Origin of the sequence: Patulibacter minatonensis DSM 18081, assembly GCF_000519325.1 — a bacterium.
Classification (GTDB): Bacteria; Actinomycetota; Thermoleophilia; order Solirubrobacterales; family Solirubrobacteraceae; genus Patulibacter; species Patulibacter minatonensis.
On the sequence record NZ_KI912613.1, the window covers coordinates 3,136,217 to 3,152,635 of the forward strand.

At 73.6% G+C, this 16,419-nt stretch carries 14 protein-coding genes; 3 read left to right on the forward strand and 11 right to left on the reverse strand.

The annotated features are described in order from the left end of the window. Positions 1–54: 54 nt before the first annotated feature. The 3 genes from PATMI_RS36745 (at position 55) to wecB (ending at position 3,154) form a co-directional block, all read left to right on the forward strand. Complete coding sequence (locus PATMI_RS36745; protein WP_026911404.1) at positions 55–741, forward strand: hypothetical protein; 687 nt, start codon at positions 55–57, stop codon at positions 739–741. Positions 742–898: 157 nt separating this feature from the next. Then, positions 899–1,933, forward strand: coding sequence for a 6-phosphofructokinase (locus tag PATMI_RS0114500; RefSeq protein ID WP_026911405.1), 1,035 nt, complete (start codon positions 899–901; stop codon positions 1,931–1,933). Positions 1,934–2,059: 126 nt separating this feature from the next. Then, the gene (wecB, locus tag PATMI_RS0114505; RefSeq protein ID WP_026911406.1) at positions 2,060–3,154 is read left to right on the forward strand and encodes a non-hydrolyzing UDP-N-acetylglucosamine 2-epimerase; all 1,095 of its coding nucleotides are present in this window, start codon (positions 2,060–2,062) and stop codon (positions 3,152–3,154) included. A gap of 73 nt (positions 3,155–3,227) precedes the next feature. On the opposite strand, the gene PATMI_RS0114510 is transcribed toward wecB, so the two are convergent. From PATMI_RS0114510 to PATMI_RS0114560, 11 genes are all read right to left on the reverse strand, one after another. Further along, positions 3,228–3,998: an SDR family NAD(P)-dependent oxidoreductase gene (locus PATMI_RS0114510; RefSeq protein WP_026911407.1), complete on the reverse strand. Its 771-nt coding sequence runs from the start codon at positions 3,996–3,998 to the stop codon at positions 3,228–3,230. 86 nt (positions 3,999–4,084) lie between these two features. Then, the gene (locus PATMI_RS30295) at positions 4,085–4,777 is read right to left on the reverse strand and encodes a histidine phosphatase family protein (protein ID WP_084269965.1); all 693 of its coding nucleotides are present in this window, start codon (positions 4,775–4,777) and stop codon (positions 4,085–4,087) included. A gap of 111 nt (positions 4,778–4,888) precedes the next feature. Next, positions 4,889–5,632: a 6-phosphogluconolactonase gene (pgl, locus tag PATMI_RS30300; protein WP_051471684.1), complete on the reverse strand. Its 744-nt coding sequence runs from the start codon at positions 5,630–5,632 to the stop codon at positions 4,889–4,891. Between the two features lie 55 nt (positions 5,633–5,687). After that, positions 5,688–8,078, reverse strand: coding sequence for a glycoside hydrolase family 65 protein (locus PATMI_RS0114525; RefSeq protein WP_026911408.1), 2,391 nt, complete (start codon positions 8,076–8,078; stop codon positions 5,688–5,690). Further along, a complete protein-coding gene (locus PATMI_RS0114530; RefSeq protein ID WP_026911409.1) occupies positions 8,075–8,830 on the reverse strand; it encodes an HAD family hydrolase in 756 nt (251 codons plus the stop codon). The genes PATMI_RS0114525 and PATMI_RS0114530 overlap by 4 nt, the downstream gene beginning before the upstream one ends. A 1-nt stretch (position 8,831) precedes the next feature. Further along, the gene (locus PATMI_RS0114535) at positions 8,832–10,238 is read right to left on the reverse strand and encodes a type 1 periplasmic-binding domain-containing protein (protein WP_157260781.1); all 1,407 of its coding nucleotides are present in this window, start codon (positions 10,236–10,238) and stop codon (positions 8,832–8,834) included. Next, complete coding sequence (locus PATMI_RS0114540) at positions 10,229–11,341, reverse strand: glucose-6-phosphate dehydrogenase assembly protein OpcA (RefSeq protein WP_026911411.1); 1,113 nt, start codon at positions 11,339–11,341, stop codon at positions 10,229–10,231. The genes PATMI_RS0114535 and PATMI_RS0114540 overlap by 10 nt, the downstream gene beginning before the upstream one ends. Continuing rightward, positions 11,341–12,864, reverse strand: a complete 1,524-nt coding sequence (gene zwf / locus PATMI_RS0114545) for a glucose-6-phosphate dehydrogenase (RefSeq protein WP_026911412.1) — start codon at positions 12,862–12,864, stop codon at positions 11,341–11,343. Before zwf ends, PATMI_RS0114540 begins: the two co-directional genes overlap by 1 nt. 27 nt (positions 12,865–12,891) lie before the next feature. Then, entirely contained in the window at positions 12,892–13,830 is a 939-nt protein-coding gene (gene gnd / locus PATMI_RS0114550) for a phosphogluconate dehydrogenase (NAD(+)-dependent, decarboxylating) (RefSeq protein ID WP_026911413.1), read from the reverse strand. Continuing rightward, positions 13,830–15,500 carry a hypothetical protein gene (locus tag PATMI_RS30305; protein ID WP_051471685.1) on the reverse strand — a complete coding sequence of 557 codons (1,671 nt, stop codon included), beginning with the start codon at positions 15,498–15,500 and terminating at the stop codon, positions 13,830–13,832. Before PATMI_RS30305 ends, gnd begins: the two co-directional genes overlap by 1 nt. Further along, positions 15,497–16,414, reverse strand: coding sequence for an ROK family protein (locus PATMI_RS0114560; RefSeq protein ID WP_026911414.1), 918 nt, complete (start codon positions 16,412–16,414; stop codon positions 15,497–15,499). Before PATMI_RS0114560 ends, PATMI_RS30305 begins: the two co-directional genes overlap by 4 nt. Positions 16,415–16,419: the final 5 nt, after the last annotated feature.

The window sequence follows — 16,419 nt, forward strand, 5'->3', positions numbered from 1 at the left end:
GCCGACCGCCCCCGTCCGCATCTGCCGGGGACGCGGGCGCGTAGGTTGCGGGAGATGGACCGCCTCCGCCTCCCCGTCCTCCGCAGTGGCGCCTGCGCGCTCGTGGCCGCCGCCGGGCTCGCGGTCGCGGGGTGCGGTGGGGACGACGGGGGAACGACGAGCACCGTCGCCTCCACCCCGCGGACCACGAGCACGGCCACGACGACGGAGGCGACGACCGGCGGGACGACGACCACCACCCCGTCGCCCGGCGGCACGACCACGCGGCGCGACCCGTCGCCGGAGCCGGAGGCCCCGCTGACGGAGAAGCAGGCGTTCCCGGACCTCGTGCCGCTGCGGAAGGTGCCGCAGGCGGGAGACCGGAGCCCCGACGCGCGGACGGTGGCGATCGCCGAGCGCTGGTTCGCGGCGATCCGGCGCGGCAGGGCCGGCGAGGCCGCCGACCTGATGGCCGACGGGACGCGCTACTCGAACGTCTACACCGCGCAGCTCTCCGACCGTGCCGCGCGGCTCGCGGTGTCGGACGACCTGCCGTGCGGGGCCGTGCCCACCGAGGTCGCGGGCGCGCGGGGCGGCTACGTCGTCCTCACCCTCAAGCTCGTGGACAAGGCCGGCGAGCCGCCGTGCGACGGTGCCGGCGCGCCGGTCGCGGTGTCCCTGCACGTCACGGACGGGAAGATCGACGACTGGGTCCGGGTCGTGGCTGCCGACGCCCCGATCAACAAGGGCGCCCCGGCGTAGCCCGGACCGACGCCGCCGGGGCCCTCCGCGGTCGCCGTCGCCCGGGCACCGGACGCCGGAGTGCCGCTCGCCACCCGTCCGTCGTGGCACCCCGATCGTCGGGTGCCTCCGACGCCGGGAGGGTCGGCGGTGCCCCCGGCGGCCATAGGGTCGGTCCATGCGCATCGGGATCCTGACCGCCGGCGGCGGCGGTCCCGGCCTCAACGCCGTCATCCGCGCCGCCGGGCGCAAGCTCCTGCGCGAGGGCCACCAGCCGGTCGGCCTGCTGCGCGGCTACCGCGGACTCGCCTACGGGGACCATCGCGAGCTCGACCACGACGCGCTCTCCGGGCTGCTGCCGCTCGGCGGGACGATCCTCTCGACGTCGAGCTACGACCCGTTCCGCCACGACGACGGCCCGCAGCTCGTGCGGGAGGCGATGGCGCGTGGCGACGTCGACGGCGTGATCGCCATCGGCGGCGAGCACACGATGGAGATCACGGCCCAGCTGCACGCCGAGCTCGGCGTCCCCGTCGTCGGGGTGCCGAAGACGATCGACAACGACATCGTCGGCACCGACCGCACCTTCGGCTTCGACACGGCCGTGCACGTCGCCGCCGAGGCGATCGACCGCCTCCACTCGACCGCCCAGTCCCACGACCGCGTGATAGTCGTCGAGGTCATGGGCCGCAACGCCGGGTGGATCGCCGTCACGGCCGCGATCGCCGGCGGTGCCGACGGGGTGCTCGTGCCCGAGGTCGACGTCCCGGTGGAGAAGATCGCCGCCACCATCCGCCAGCGCCACGACCGCGGCAAGGACTTCTCGATCATCGTCGTCTCCGAGGGCGCCCGGCTCGCCTTCGAGGACGGCCGCAGCCACAAGGTCGTCGCGAACGCCGAGACCGACGAGTACGGCTACGAGCGCCTCGGCGGCATCGGGAACGCCCTGGCCGCCGAGCTCGAACAGATCACCGGCTACGAGACCCGCACCGTCGTCCTCGGCCACATCCAGCGCGGCGGCACGCCGACGGCCACCGACCGCGTGCTCGCCACCCGCTACGGCGTCGCCGCGGCCGAGACCGTGCTCGCCGGGACGTTCGGCACGATGGTCGCGCTCCGCGGCGCCGAGATCGAGCCGATCCCGCTCACCGACGTCGTGGGCGTCAAGGGCATCGACCTCCGGCTGCTGGAGCTCGCCGAGGTCTTCTTCTAGACGAGGGAGGGGAGCGGGCCCCGGTCCGGACGTCGCGGAGCCCTGCCGCGCCGGGCTGCGGCGAGGTCCGGACCACCCGCAGGGCGCCGGGGCACGCCGACCCGCGAGGTGCGACCATCGGCGGCGATGCGGATCGTCACCGTCGTGGGCAACCGCCCCCAGTTCGTGAAGGCCGCCGCCGTGTCGCGGCGGCTGCGCGAGCGGCACGAGGAGGTCCTGATCCACACGGGCCAGCACCACGACGACGCGCTGTCGGCCGTGTTCTTCCGCGAGCTCGACCTCCCCGCCCCCGACCACGAGCTGCGTCTCGGCGGCGGGACGAACCTGCAGCAGACGTCGCGGATGATCGCCGAGCTCGAGGCGCTGATCGTGGGGGCGGGGGAGGCCGGCGTGGTCGACGCCGTGCTCGTCTACGGCGACACGAACACGACCCTGGCCGGGGCGCTCGTCGCCGCCGACCTCGGGATCCCGATCGCGCACGTCGAGGCCGGCATGCGCTCCTTCGACCGCCGGATGCCCGAGGAGCGCAACCGCATCGTCACCGACCACCTCGCGCAGCTGCTGCTCGTGCCGACGGAGACCGCGACCCGCAACCTCGAGCGCGAGGGCCTCGCCGACCTCACCGTCGACGTCGGCGACGTGATGACCGACGTCACCCTGCTCGTCCACCCGAAGGCCCGCGAGCGGGCGGACGCCTGGCTCGCCGAGCGCGACCTCGAGCCCGGCGGCTACCTGCTGGCGACCGCCCACCGCGCCGGCAACGTCGACGACCCCGAGCGCCTGACCGCGCTCGTCGACGTCCTGACCGCGGCCGCGACCACGGAGCGCCCGCTCGTCCTCCCGCTGCACCCGCGCACCGCCGCCCGACTGACCGAGCACGGCCTCGACGAGCGGCTGCGCGGCGCGCCCGGGGTCCGGCTCGTCGATCCCGTCGGACCGCTGGACTTCGCGACGCTCCTCGTGGGCGCCGCGGCGGTCCTCACCGACTCCGGCGGCGTGCAGAAGGAGGCCTACCTCGCGGGGGTCCGCTGCGTCACACTGCGCGACACGACGGAGTGGGGCGAGACCGTCACGGCCGGCTGGAACGCCCTCGTGGACCTGAACGCCCGCGCGGCGGTCGACGCGATCGACGTGCCGCTGCCCCCCGTCCGCCCCGACGTCTTCGGCGACGGGCAGGCGGGGGAGCGGGTCGTCGTCGCGCTCGAGCGCGCGTTCGCCTGAACGGATCGGCTCCCGCCGTGGCGTCGGGCGGAGGAGGCAGGCCCGGACCGCGCCCGCGCCGTCCGGGACGGTCCTACTTCGGCGCCATCCGGATCGCGCCGTCCAGGCGGATCGTCTCGCCGTTGAGCATCGTCTGCTCGACGATGTGCGCGACGGTCGACGCGTACTCGTCCGGGCGGCCGAGCCGGGGCGGGAACGGCACCTGGGCGCCGAGCGACGCCCGGGCCTCCTCCGGGAGCGCCCCGAGGAGCGGGGTGTCCATGAGGCCCGGGGCGATCGTCACGCACCGGATGCCGTAGCGCGAGAGATCGCGCGCGACGGGCAGGGTCATGCCGACGATCGCGCCCTTCGAGGCGGAGTAGGAGACCTGGCCGATCTGGCCGTCGAACGCGGCGACCGACGCCGTGTTGATCAGCACGCCGCGCTCGCCCTCGGCGTCGGGCTCGTTCTGCTCCATCGCCTCGGCCGAGAAGCGGATGGCGTTGAACGTGCCGAAGAGGTTGATCCGCATCACCGTCTCGAAGGGCTGCATCGGGTGCGGGCCCTTCTTGTGGTGGAACACCTGCTGCGGCCAGCCCGTGCCGGCGCACGAGACCGTCGCACGGAGCGGGGCCTGCCCGGCGGCCGCGGCGACCGCGGCCTTGACGGCGTCCTCGTCGGTGACGTCGGTCTTCACGAACAGGGCGCGCTCGCCGAGCTCGGCGACGAGCGCCTCGCCCTTGTCCTCCTGGACGTCGGCGATCGTCACGAACGCCCCGTCGGCGTGGAGCCGGCGGGTCGTGGCGGCGCCGAGGCCCGAGGCCCCGCCGGTGATGAGGGCGCTGTTGCCCTTGAGGTCAGCCATGGGGCCACCCTAGCCGTGCGACTGGCCGGCCGGCCAGGCGGACGGCGCACGCATCCGGTGGTTCCCACGAACCCTCGGCGCGGCGCTCAGGCGTTCCAGCGCACGAGCGCCGGCCGGCCGCGCTCGGCGCCGAGCACCGAGACCGTCGCCGTGCCGAGGACGAGGTGCGCGCCGAACCCGGCCGGCTGCTGCAGCCACCGCGCGGCGAGGATCCGCAGCAGGTGCCCGTGTGCGACGACGAGCACCGCGGCGCCCGGCGTGTCGTGCGCCTGTCGATCCTCGCCGGCGGTCGCCCGACGTCCCGCGGCCACCGCGCGGACGATCGCGCGGTCCGCCCGCGTGCCGACCTCGTTGATCGTCTCCGCGCCGTCGACGACGCTCGTCCACGAGTTCCACCCGGGGTCGGTCTCGCGCATCGCCGCGGTGGTGATCCCCTCGGCCGCGCCGTAGTCGCGCTCCTGCAGGTCGTCGTCGAGCTGCGCCACCGACCCCGGCAGCGCGAGCTCCAGCGTCTCGCGGGCCCGCGACAGCGGGGAGCACCGGATCGCCGCGAAGCGCTGCGAGCCGAGGTGCTCGCCGAGCGCCGCCGCCTGCTCGCGGCCCTTCGCCGTCAAGGGCAGATCGGTGCGGCCGGTGTGCCGACCGTCGCGGGCCCACTCGGTCTCGCCGTGGCGGACGAGCCAGAGCCGGACCGTGGTGGCCTCGGCCGAGCCCGCCTCGGCGCCGGGGGTACCGTCCGGACCCGGGGCGTGCGGCGGCGGAACCTGCGGTGCCGACATCAGACGCCGGAGCCCGTCGACGCCGCACCGCGGCGTGCTGCCGTCGACCTCGACATCAGGCGCCCGCGCCCGGCGTCGCCGCTCCGAGGGGTGCTGCCTCCCGCACCGACATCAGTCCGTGAACGCCCCGTCCGACCTGGCCTCCGCGAGCGCGGCCTCGTCGGCGATCACGGTCAGCGTCTCCGGCCGCAGCAGGCTGGCGGGGGCGTCGGGACCGACGGTGCGCAGGGTGCGCGACAGGGCCTCGGCCTTGCCCTCGCCGGTCACGAGCAGCAGGATCCGTCCCGCGGCGCGCAGGGCCGGCACCGTCAGCGACACGCGCTCCGGCGGCGGCTTCTTCATGTCGAGGACCGCGACGGTGACGCCGTCGGCCTCGAGCGACGGGTGACCGGGCTCGAGCGACGCGGTGTGGCCGTCCTCGCCGAGGCCGAGCAGGACGACGTCGAGCGGGGCGGCGCCGAGCTCGTTGGCGTACGCGCGGGCGCGGTCGCCGGGGGAGCCGTTCTCGTCCAGCCGGTGCAGGACGTGCCCGCGGTCGGTGCCGAGGGCCTCGTCGATCAGCCGCGCGTTGGAGTCGTCGTCGCCGTACGGGACGCACCGCTCGTCGGCGAGGAAGACGTCGACCGACGGCCAGTCGTCGATCAGCGTCGCCAGGCGCTCGTAGGCGCCGACGGGCGTGCCGCCGCCGGACAGCGCGAGCCGCACGCGCGCCGCGGCCTCCGCCCGGACCGCGGTGATCGCGTCCGACAGCGCCCGCGCCGTCACGTCCTTCGCGGCCTCGGCGTCGGCGACCGGGACGACCCGGAACCCGTTCTGCGCGGTCAGGTCGGTCGGACGGGGCGCGGCGTCGGCCATCAGCGGGCCTCGAGAATCGTCGGGAAGATCGACATACGTCCCATCCCTACCCGGTTCACAGCGGCTGACGGTGCGATCGGCGGTGCGGCGTGCGGCCGGCCGGCTGCACCGGGAGGATCGGCGGATCGAGGTGCACCAGGGGACGGACGACCGGCACGCCGGCGACGAGCTCGAGCTCCTCGTCCTCGTGCACGATGGTGACCGGGGTGAGACCCGACTCGTCGCCTCCGTCCTCCACGGAGGTGAGCGAATACGTCGCGCGTCCCGGTTCGATGACGACACGGATGCGCTGACCGCGGAAGATGACCGGGAACGCGACCCGGGTGAGGCCGTCCGGAATGCGGGGCCGGAAGGCCAGACGGCCCCCGATGTCCCGGAACCCGCCGAGGCCGAACATCACGGCGCCGAGCACTCCGCCGAGGGAGGCGATGTGCAGGCCCTCCGCGGCGTCGCCCTTGAGGTCGTGGAGGTCGGTGAACGCCCCCTCCGCCAGGTAGTCGTAGGCGAGGTCGACGTGCCCGACCTCCGCCGCGACGATCGACTGGACGCCGGCGGAGAGCGAAGAGTCGCGGACGGTCAGGCCCTCGTAGTAGGCGAAGTTCTGCTCCTTCTCTTCCGCGGTGAAGACGTCGCCGCGGACGAACAACGCCATCACGAGGTCGGGCTGCTTGACGACCTGCTTGCGGTAGAGCTGGAAGTACGGGAAGTGCAGGAGGAGCGGGTAGCGCTCCTGGTCCGTCCCCTCGAAGTCCCAGCGCTCCTGCAACAGGAAGTCCTGGTCCTGCGGGTGGATGCCCAGCCGCTCGTCGAACGGCACGTGCATCATCGCCGCGGCGACGCGCCAGCTCGCGACCTCCTCCGGGTTGACCCCGAGGCTGTGGGACACGTCGAGGTGCGCCTCCGCCGCGTCGGCCGCGGCCGTGAGGTTCAGCTGCGCCATCAGGTTCGTGTAGACGTTGTTGTTGACGATCGCGGTGTACTCGTCCGGACCCGTCACGCCATCGATGCGAAACTCGCCGTCCGTACCGTGGTGGCCGAGACTCGACCAGAGCCGGGCCGTCTCGACGAGGAGCTCGAGTCCGTGGGCCCGCTCGAAGGCCACGTCGCCCGTCGCGAACACGTAGCGCTGGACGGCGTGGGCGATGCTGGCGTTGACGTGGAAGGCGGCGATGCCGGCCGGCCAGTACCCGGAACACTCCTCGCCATGGATCGTGCGCCACGGGAACGCGGCGCCCCGCAGCCCGAGCTGCGCGGCGCGGTCCCGCGCCTGCCGCAGCGTCGCGGCCCGCCACATCAGCTGATCACGCACCAGTGCGGGCTTCGTGTACGTCAGCGGCGGGAGCATGAAGCTCTCGGTGTCCCAGAAGGCATGCCCGTCGTACCCGGTCCCGGTCAGACCCTTCGCGCCGACGGCGCGCGTCTCGGCGCGCGCGCTGGCCTGGAGGAGCTGGTACTTCGCGAAGCGGATCGCCTGTTGGAGCTCGGGATCGCCGTCGATCTGGAAGTCTGCGACACGCCAGTACCGGTCGAGGTAGTCCCGTTGCGCCGCCGCCAGGCCCGCGAATCCTGCGCCGATGGCGTTCTCCAGGCTCGCGTCCACCTGGTCCCGCAGCCAGTCCATCGACTGTCGGCCCGACCAGTGGTACGCCAGGAACTTGACGATCCGCAACGGCTCGCCGGGCTTCAGGAGCGCCGAGATCGTCACGCGCCCGAGGTCCTCGTCGATCTGCAGCAGCGTCTTCGGCGTGCCGTACGTCCGGTCGATGACGTGGTCCATGCCGGCCGCGAGTGCCAGTCCGGACCGACGGGTGCGGTGCCCGAGGACCACGCGTAGGTCGTGCCCCGTGTGCAGTTCGCTCTCGAGGACGGTGCCGAGAGCCGCGGCCTTCCGGGGGTCCATCGTCTCTGCCTCCTGGACCTGGTTGGCCAGGAGGTTCGACTGGAGGGCGATCCGCACATCCTCGTCGACGGCCTCGACCTCGTACTCGATGGCCGCGACGCTCCGTTGGGTGAAGGACACGAGCCGCCGGCTCTTCACCCGGACCGACCGCCCCGCCTGCGACCGCCACGTGACGTTGCGCTCGAGGATGCCCGTGCGGAAGTCGAGGAACCGGTCGTGCTGCTGCAGCCACCCGCGGTGGACGTCGAACGGCTCGTCCTCGACGAGGAGGCGGATCAGCTTGCCGTCCGTCACGTTGATGATCGACTGGCCGTCCTCCGCGAAGCCGAAGCCGCGCTCGCCGTAGCTCAGGGGGTACAGCTCGTGGAAGCCGCCCAGGTAGGTGCCGGACTGCCCGCGGGGCTCACCTTCGTCCAGATTGCCACGCAGGCCCAGATGTCCGTTCGACAGCGCGAAGATCGACTCCATCGCCGGCAGACGGTCGAGGTCGAGTCCGTGCTCCTGGATGCCCCAGGGCTCGAGAAGGGAGTGCTGGTGATCGGTCACGAGTGACCTCCGATCGTCAGGTTCAGGTCGGTGAGGCGGGACACGACGAGATCGGCCCCGGCAGCGCGGAGGGCATCGGCGTGGTCGGGCGCGTGACGGTTCACGCCGATGACCATGCCGAAGGCGCCGTCCCGACCGGCAGTGACACCGGACACGGCGTCCTCCACGACGGCGGCACGGGCGTGGTCGACGGACAGGTCGGCGGCGGCAGCGAGGTAGCTGTCGGGTGCGGGCTTCCCGCGGAGCCCGCGCGGTACCAGGTCGGCCCCCGACACCACGACGTCGAAGAGCCCGCGCGTGCCCGAGAGCTCCAGGATTCGTTCGGCGTTGGCGCTCGACGACACGAGGGCGGTTCGGACACCCGCGCCGCGGATCGCCTCGAGCGTCGTTCGCGCGTCGGGGTAGACGACGATGCCTCCGGCGTCGATGCTCTCACGCAGCAGCGCGTTCTTCCGATCGCCGAGGGCGACGATGCGCTCCTCCTCGGTCCCGTCGCCCGGGGGGGCGATCCCCCGGGACGCCAGGAAGCTGCGGATGCCGTCGAGGCGGGGGCGGCCGTCGACGTGGCGTTCGTAGTCCATCCGGGTGTCGAAGGGCACGAACGCCGGACCTCCTCCGGAGGCGGTCGTCCGCAGGACGTCGTCGAACATCGACTTCCACGCGGCGGCGTGGAGCCGCGCGGTGTCCGTCAGGACACCGTCCATGTCGAACAGGTAGGCGTCGATCTCGCCGAGATCTCGGGGTCCGGCCATGTCAGTCTCCGTCGCTCGCGCGGGGGAGCTCGCCCTCGGGACGAGGGACGAGCCGCGGCTGTTCGTGGTGGGGGGAGGAGGGGACGTCCGGTGCGCCGACGCCGCGGTCCGAGTCCTCGGGTTCCGGGACCGGAGGGGCGGAGGGGAGGGTGGTCGTGTCGATCGCGAGCCGGGGGGGCGCCGCGCTGCGGTCGAGGCCCTGGTCCCACTCCCGGCCCGCGGTGGTGCGCAGGATGAACCGTGGTGTGAGGAACACCGTCCGCCGGCTCGCGGCGAGCCTGCCCCGACGTTCCTGCGTCAAGAGCATCGCGGCTTGGACCCCGAGCTCCTCGGCGAGGATGTCGACGGTCGCGTCGACAGCGTGCCACGCGACGACCGGAACCTGGCCGGAGTCGTCGGGCGTGCCGTTGCAGCCGACGATGAACATCCTCGCCCGGAGTTCTGGGGCCTCTTGCAACGTCAGCATGTGCAGGGCCATCGCGTTCTCGTCGTCGGCACAGTAGACGGCCGTCACCCCGGCGCGGCCCCGGACGTCCTCGAGCGTTTCGCGGCAGCGTTGTGCGTCCGGCGTCCAGGAGTCGATCGGCCGGAGCGTGCACCGCCCGAGTTGCCCCGCCCGGGCGACTTCGTAGAGGATGTTCCTGCTGCGCTCCTCACCCGGGTAGCTCGACTCCGGTCCGTTCCAGAGGATGCAGCTCCGCGAGCTGTCCGCCGCGAGCCAGCGTCCGAGGAACTCTCCGATGACGAGCCCGCTCGCGTCGAACTTGGGCGAGACGAACCGGGGCGGCTCGACCCCGATGTCGCGGAAGACGTGGTTCGGCGGCTTGGTGTCCGCGACGACTACGAACGTCCCGTCGCGGATCAGGCGGGCGACGACGTTCCACAACGCTGGGGAGTTGCCCGCCGGGATGAGGATCAGGGCGTCGAGGTCCTGCTCCTCGGCGCGCTCGAGCTGGCGGATCTGCCAGTCCAGAGCGCCGTCCGCGGACTGCGTCCCGGTGTTGCGGAACTCGGTCTTCCAGCTCCGCGGGTCGATGTTCAGGTGGCGCTCCACGCCTCGGCCGATGGCCTTCCCGAACTGGTGGGCCCGGTAGTCGAGGAGCAGGACCTCGCGGGTGCGGCCCTCCCTGGACCGGACCTCCGCGCCCCAGGCGAGCACCATCGCGAGGACCAGGCCGACGACCATCGAGTTGGTGCCCGAGTCGACGCCTGCGACGGCGAGGATGGTGAAGAGGACGAGGCCGACGCCGGACGTCGCCCCGAACAGGAGGAAGAGGCTCAACCGCCGCTCCCGCACGCGGGACGCGCCGCTCGTCCGCCATTGCGCCAGGCCGACGCCGATGCGGCGCAGCGAGACGCCGGGTGGACGCCCCGCCCCATCTTCGGGTGTCGAACGTTTCACGAGCACGAGAGCAGCCTCCGGGCTGTGGCGAGGGCGCCGATGTAGCCGTCGTCCGGGACGAGGGTACGACGGAGCGCCCTCCCGAGCACCCCGGCCTCCCCGCGGGAGGCCCCGAGGACGGTCCACTGACGTTCGGTGGACGAGTGCTCCAGGGCGGCGGAGTACACGTCGGTGCGGGCGGCGCGCAGCCCCCCGCGGCCGCGGTCCAGCGCGAACGACGCGCCGTCCCGGGTGGTGAGCGTGGCGCCGGCCAGCCCCTGGACGCCGACGTCGGCGGGGCTGAGCCGCAGGCCGACCTCGTCCCCCGTCGCGTCGCGCGTGCGGCCGTGCTCGGGGACCCACCCCAGGCGGTCGCCGAGCCAGCCGAGGAACAGCCACGCGGCGGCCTCCGACCCGGGCTGGTGGCGGACCTGCACGTCGGAGATCCGCCACAGCTCGGGACGTCGTTGCACGGGCTCGAAGTGCGCGGCGAGCCGCTGCCGCCACGGCGTGGCGCGCAGCCACGACAGGTCGACGATCGAGAGCGCGTGCTCGTCGATCAGGTGCTGCGCGTCGTTCAGTCCGCTCGGCACGTCCGCGGCGTCGCCGGAGTCGAGCAGCACCGTCTGGCCGAGCTCGCCGAGCGCCTCGACCGCGACGTGGTGCCCGTGCGGGGCCCAGAGGAGCGTCGGGACGTCGGTCATCACCATCGGGTCGACGATCGACGCCAGCCGCGTGAGGTGCCGTTCGGCGATGTCGACGGTGACCTGCTCGGTGGACGACTCCTCGGTGGTGCCCTCCTCGACGGTGGCGACCGTGACCCGGGCGCTCAGGCGCGCGCGCCGGACGTGGACGCGGACGAGGATCGTGCGGGACGGGGCGTTGCGGCCGACGCCGTCCAGGCGCCGCGCGACCTCGCCGGTGAAGGCGGCGTCGACGACCACGACGAGGTTCAGCGCCCGCGCGGGCAACGCGCTGCGCCGCCGCCGGAAGCGCTCGTGCTCGAGCGCGCGCATCGCCTCCTCGACGGCGCCGGGGTCGACGTCGTCCTGCTGCCAGACGGTGTGCTCGACGGCGGTGGCGGAGCCGGGGACGGGCGGCGCCGCGCCGGTGCTCTCGGCGCCCGCCATCAGATGGCCCGCCAGCGGTCGCCCGGGAGCAGGATCCGCCGAGCGGTCCGCGGCCCGGACGACCCGGCGGGGTACTCGTCCGGCGGCGCGGAGCTGCGGCCCCAGGCGGTCAGGATCGGGTCCATCACCGTCCACTGGGCCTCGACCTCGTCGGCACGCGTGAACAGCGTCGCGTCGCCGCGCATGGCGTCGGTGATCAGCCGCTCGTACGCCTCAGGGGACGCCGACAGGAACGCGGTGCCGTACGAGAAGTCCATCGTCACCGGCCGCAGGTTCATGCCGGAGCCCGGGACCTTCGCGGCGAGCTTGATCGAGACGTGCTCGTCCGGCTGGATCGAGAAGACGATCTGGTTGGGCTCGACGACCGCCCCGTCGAACGCGTTGTGCGGGACGGGCTTCAGCGTCACCGCGATCTCGGTCAGCTTGCGCGAGATCCGCTTGCCGGTCCGGATGTAGAACGGGACGCCCGCCCAGCGCCAGGTGTCGACCTCGAGCCGGAGCGCGACGAACGTCTCGGTCGTCGACGTCTCGGGGACGTCGGGCTCCTCGAGGTAGCCGCGGACCTCCTCGCCGCCGATCGACCCCGGGCCGTAGCGGCCGCGGACGGCGATCTCCTCGATGCGGTCGGGGTCGATCGGGGTGATCGCCCGCAGCACCTTGACCTTCTCGGTGCGGATGTCGTCCGCGGTGAAGGTCGTCGGGGGCTCCATCGCGAGGTTGCAGAGCAGCTGGAGGAGGTGGTTCTGGACGAGGTCCCGCAGCGCACCCGAGGTGTCGTAGTAGCCGGCCCGACCGCCGACGCCGACGGACTCGCCCGCGGTGATCTGCACGGACTGGATGTGGTTGCGGTTCCAGATCGGCTCGAACAGGCCGTTCGCGAAGCGCAGCGCCAGGAGGTTCTGGACCGTCTCCTTCCCGAGGTAGTGGTCGATCCGGTAGACCTGCTCCTCGCGCAGGACCTTGAGGATGCGGGCGTTGAGGGCGAGGGCCTCCGCCTTCGTCGTGCCGAACGGCTTCTCGACGATCACGCGGACGTCGGAGCCCGAGCGGTCCGACAGGCCGTGGACGCCCAGCTGCTCGATGATCGTCCCGAAGAACCGCGGGGCCGTCGAGAGGTAGAAGATCCGGTTCAGCCGCTGCCCCGCGCGGTCGTCGAGGGCCTTCAGCCGCGGGGCGAGCTCCGCGTAGGCGGCGTCCTCCTCGAAGCCGCCGGAGACGAACGAGATCGTCGACAGGAACGTCTCCAGCACGAGCTCGTCGCACGGACGGCGCGAGTTCCTCGTGACGGCCTCGCGGACGAGCTCGCGGTACTGCTCGTCCGTCAGGTCGTCCATCGCGACCGCGACGAGCCCGAACCGCTCCGGCAGCGCCCCGTCGTGCGCCAGGTTGTAGAGCGCCGGCAGGAGCTTGAGCTTCGACAGGTTCCCGGTGCCGCCGAAGATCACGAGGACCGACGACGGCGGGGGCAGCTGGTCGAGGCCCTCGCCGAGGGGGTTGTCGTCGGGCGGGGAGGCGGGCGTCATGCGGGCGGGGCGGCCGAGCCGGAGCGCTCAGTCGTTCCGCTTGACGGCGTGGCCGCCGAACTGGTTCCGGAGCGCGGCGAGCACCTTGGAGCCGTAGTCGTCCTCGGTCCGGGACGCGAACCGGGAGTACAGCGACGCGGTGATGACCGGGAGCGGCACGCTCTCGTCGAGCGCGGCCTCGATCGTCCAGCGGCCCTCGCCGGAGTCGTCGACCCACGGCTGCAGGGCGTCGAGCCCGGTGCCCTCCTGCTCGAACGCGCGGGCGGAGAGCTCGTTGAGCCACGACCGCACGACGGAGCCCTGCTCCCAGAGGTGCGCCACGCGGGCGAGGTCGAGCTCCGGGTTGTTCTTGTGCAGGAGCGCGAAGCCCTCGGCGAACGCCTGCATCATCCCGTATTCGATGCCGTTGTGGACCATCTTCACGTAGTGGCCCGAGCCGGAGCCGCCGACGTGCTCCCAGCCGCGCTCGCCGATCACGTGGCGCGACTTCTCGGACGTCTCGGGCGCCAGCGAGTCGAGCACGGGGGAGAGCGTCTCGACGGCCTCCGACGGGCCGCCGACCATCATGCAGTAGCCGACGTCGAGGCCCCACACGCCGCCGGAGGTGCCGACGTCCAGGTAGTGGATGCCCGCGCCGGAGAGCTCCTCGGCGCGCGCGGCGTCCTCGCTCCAGCGGCTGTTCCCGCCGTCGATGATGACGTCGCCCTTCGACAGGAGCTTCCCGAGCGCCTGGACGGTCGAGATCGTCGGGTCGCCGTGCGGGACCATGACCCACACGTGGCGCGGGGCCTCCAGCCCGGCGACGAGGTCCTCCAGCGAGGAGACGGCGCGCGCGCCGGTCTCCTCCGCCAGGGATGCGGCGAGGTCGGCGTCGCGGTCGTATGCGACGACGTCGTGGTCGTCGCGGCGGAGGCGGCGGACCATGTTGCCACCCATCTTGCCGAGTCCGACGAAGGCGATCTGCATCAGGAGTCCTCCTTGATGGCGGTGGTGAGGTCGGCGAGGCTCGTGAGCCAGTCGCTGCCCAGGCTGACCCGCAGCACGGGCCGGTCGTGGGCGCCGAGGGTGCGCAGGTCGCCCTGCGACTGGGCGTGGAAGAGCGTGCGGAACGACGTCGTCGGGTTCGTCGGCTCGTCGTCGGACGCGGGCGCCGGGATCGTGCGCTCGGCCCGCGGGTCGTGCTCGAGGATCAGGTACCGGCCGACGGCCGGCCCGCCCTTGTGGAGCTGCCCGGTGGAGTGCAGGTAGCGCGGCCCGAAGCCGGTCGTGATCGCGGCGTCGGTGCGGCCGGCGAGCGCGGTGCGCAGGCGCCCGACCTCGGACGCCGCCGAGGCGCTCGGGGGCAGGTACGCCAGGATCGCCAGGTACTCGGGCGCGGCGAGCCCGTCGACGAACGCGAGCACCGCCTCCGGGTCGACGTCGTCGGCGCCCGGGATCGGGGTGCCCGCGGCGACCTCGGCGAGGACCTCCTTCGTGGCGTCCTTCGCCGCCTGCACGTCGGGCTGGTCGAACGGGTTGATCCCGAGGCCCCAGCCGACGACCGCGGTGGCGACCTCCGCGATCGCGAAGGCCGCGCCCAGGGCCTCGTCGCCCTCGACGACGAGTTCCAGCACGGGGACCCCGGCGTCCGTGGACTCGGTGATCGCGGCCTCGAGGTCCGCGTCCTCGCCGCTGCCGCGCAGGACGAGGAGCTGGCGGTCCTTCGCGACGGTCGGCAGGCGCCCGAGGTCGGCGGCAGGGTCGTCGACGACCGGCAGGACGCCGTGCCCGTGCTTGCCCGTCGACTCGGCGACGAGCTGCTCGAGCCACAGCCCGAACGAGCCGAGCCGCTCGTCCTGGACGCGGAGCGCGAGCTTGTCGCGTCCGGTCTTCGCGAGCGCCGAGATCGCGGCGCCCAGGCGGACGGCCGGGTTCTCGTCGACCGGGGCGTGCGAGGACTCGATCGCCCGTGCGCCGCCGTGCAGCAGCGCGCCGAGGTCGGCCCCGGTGAGGGCGGCCGGGACGGTCCCGAACGGCGAGAGCGCGCTGTAGCGCCCGCCGATCTCGGGATCGCCGTGGAAGATCGCGCGGAAGCCGTGGACCTGCGCGATCGCCTCGAGCCCCGACCCGGGGTCCGTGACCGCGACGAACGCCTTCCCGTCGGGGTTCAGCGACCAGTAGTGCCGGAACAGCGACAGCGTCTCGAGCGTGCCGCCGGACTTCGTCGAGACGAGGACGAGGGTCCGCTCGGGCTCGATCGCGGCGTCGACGGTCGCGACCGCGTCGGGGTCCGTCGAGTCGAGCATCCGCAGGCGCAGCCGGCCGTTCTGCGGGCCGCTCCAGTGCCAGACGACCTCCGGGGCCAGCGACGAGCCGCCCATGCCGACGAGGACGACGTCGGTGTAGCCCTCCGACGCGACGGTGGCGGCGAGGTCCTCGAGCGTCGTCCGGTCCTCGAGGCCGTGCCCCGGTGCGTCGAGCCACCCCAGGCGGTCGGCGACCTCGGCCTGCCCGGCGGGACCCCAGAGCGTGTCGTCGCGGTCCCGGAGGCGCTCCGGCACGCGCTCCTCGGCGGCGCGCCGGACCTCGGCGTCGACGGCCTGGCGCTGGTCGTCGGTGAGTCGCCAGCGGAGGGCGGGGGGCGTCGGGTCGCTCATCGGGACGGGACCTCCTCGAGTCGGGCAAGCAGTGCGGCGCCGCGGAGCCCGGCCTGGGGGCCGTGAACGGCGACGCGGATCTCGGTCTCGGTGCCGAGACCGGGGAGCAGGAGCCGGTGGGCGGCCTCGCGGGCGGGGCCCACCAGGAGCTCGCCGGCGCGGGACACGCCCCCGCCGACGACGACGGCCTCGGGCTCCAGCAGCGTGATGACCGCGGCGATGCCGACCCCGAGGCGCTCGCCGAGGATCCGCAGGCCGTCGATCGCCTGCTCGTCGCCCCGCTCGGCGGCGTCGGTCAGCGCGGGACCGTCGGCGAAGCCGCGCTCGCGGGCCAGCCGATCGAGCGCCCGGCCGCTGGCCCAGTGCTCGAGCGAGCTGGGCAGCGGAGCGTCGCCGGCGGCCGGCGCGCCGGCGGTCAGGTCGGCACCGACCGTCAGGTGGCCGAGCTCGAACGCCGAGGTGCGCGCGCCGTGCAGGGGCCGACCGTCGAGCACGGCGCCGCCACCGATGCCGGTCCCGACGGTCACGCAGACGAGCGAGCGGTGCAGGAGCTGCAGGTCCTCGTCCCAGGCCTCCGACAGGGCGGCGAGGTTGGCGTCGTTGTCCACGTGGACGGGAACGCCGAGGCGATCCGCGAGCTCGTCGCGCAGCGCGACGTCGCGGAACGCCGCGATGTTCACGCTCGAGACGACGCGGCCGTCGGAGATCCGCACGACCGACGGGACGCCGATCCCGACGCCGTCGACGGGGCCGAGCTCCCCGACGAGCCGCACGATCTGCGCGAGCAGGGCTTCGGGCTCGTCGACCGCGGTCGGTTCGAGCCCCCGGGGGGTGAGTGTGGTGCCGTCGAGCAGGCCGACGGCGACCTTCGTGCCTCCGACGTCGACTCCCGCGGTACGGGCCGTGCGATCCATCCCGG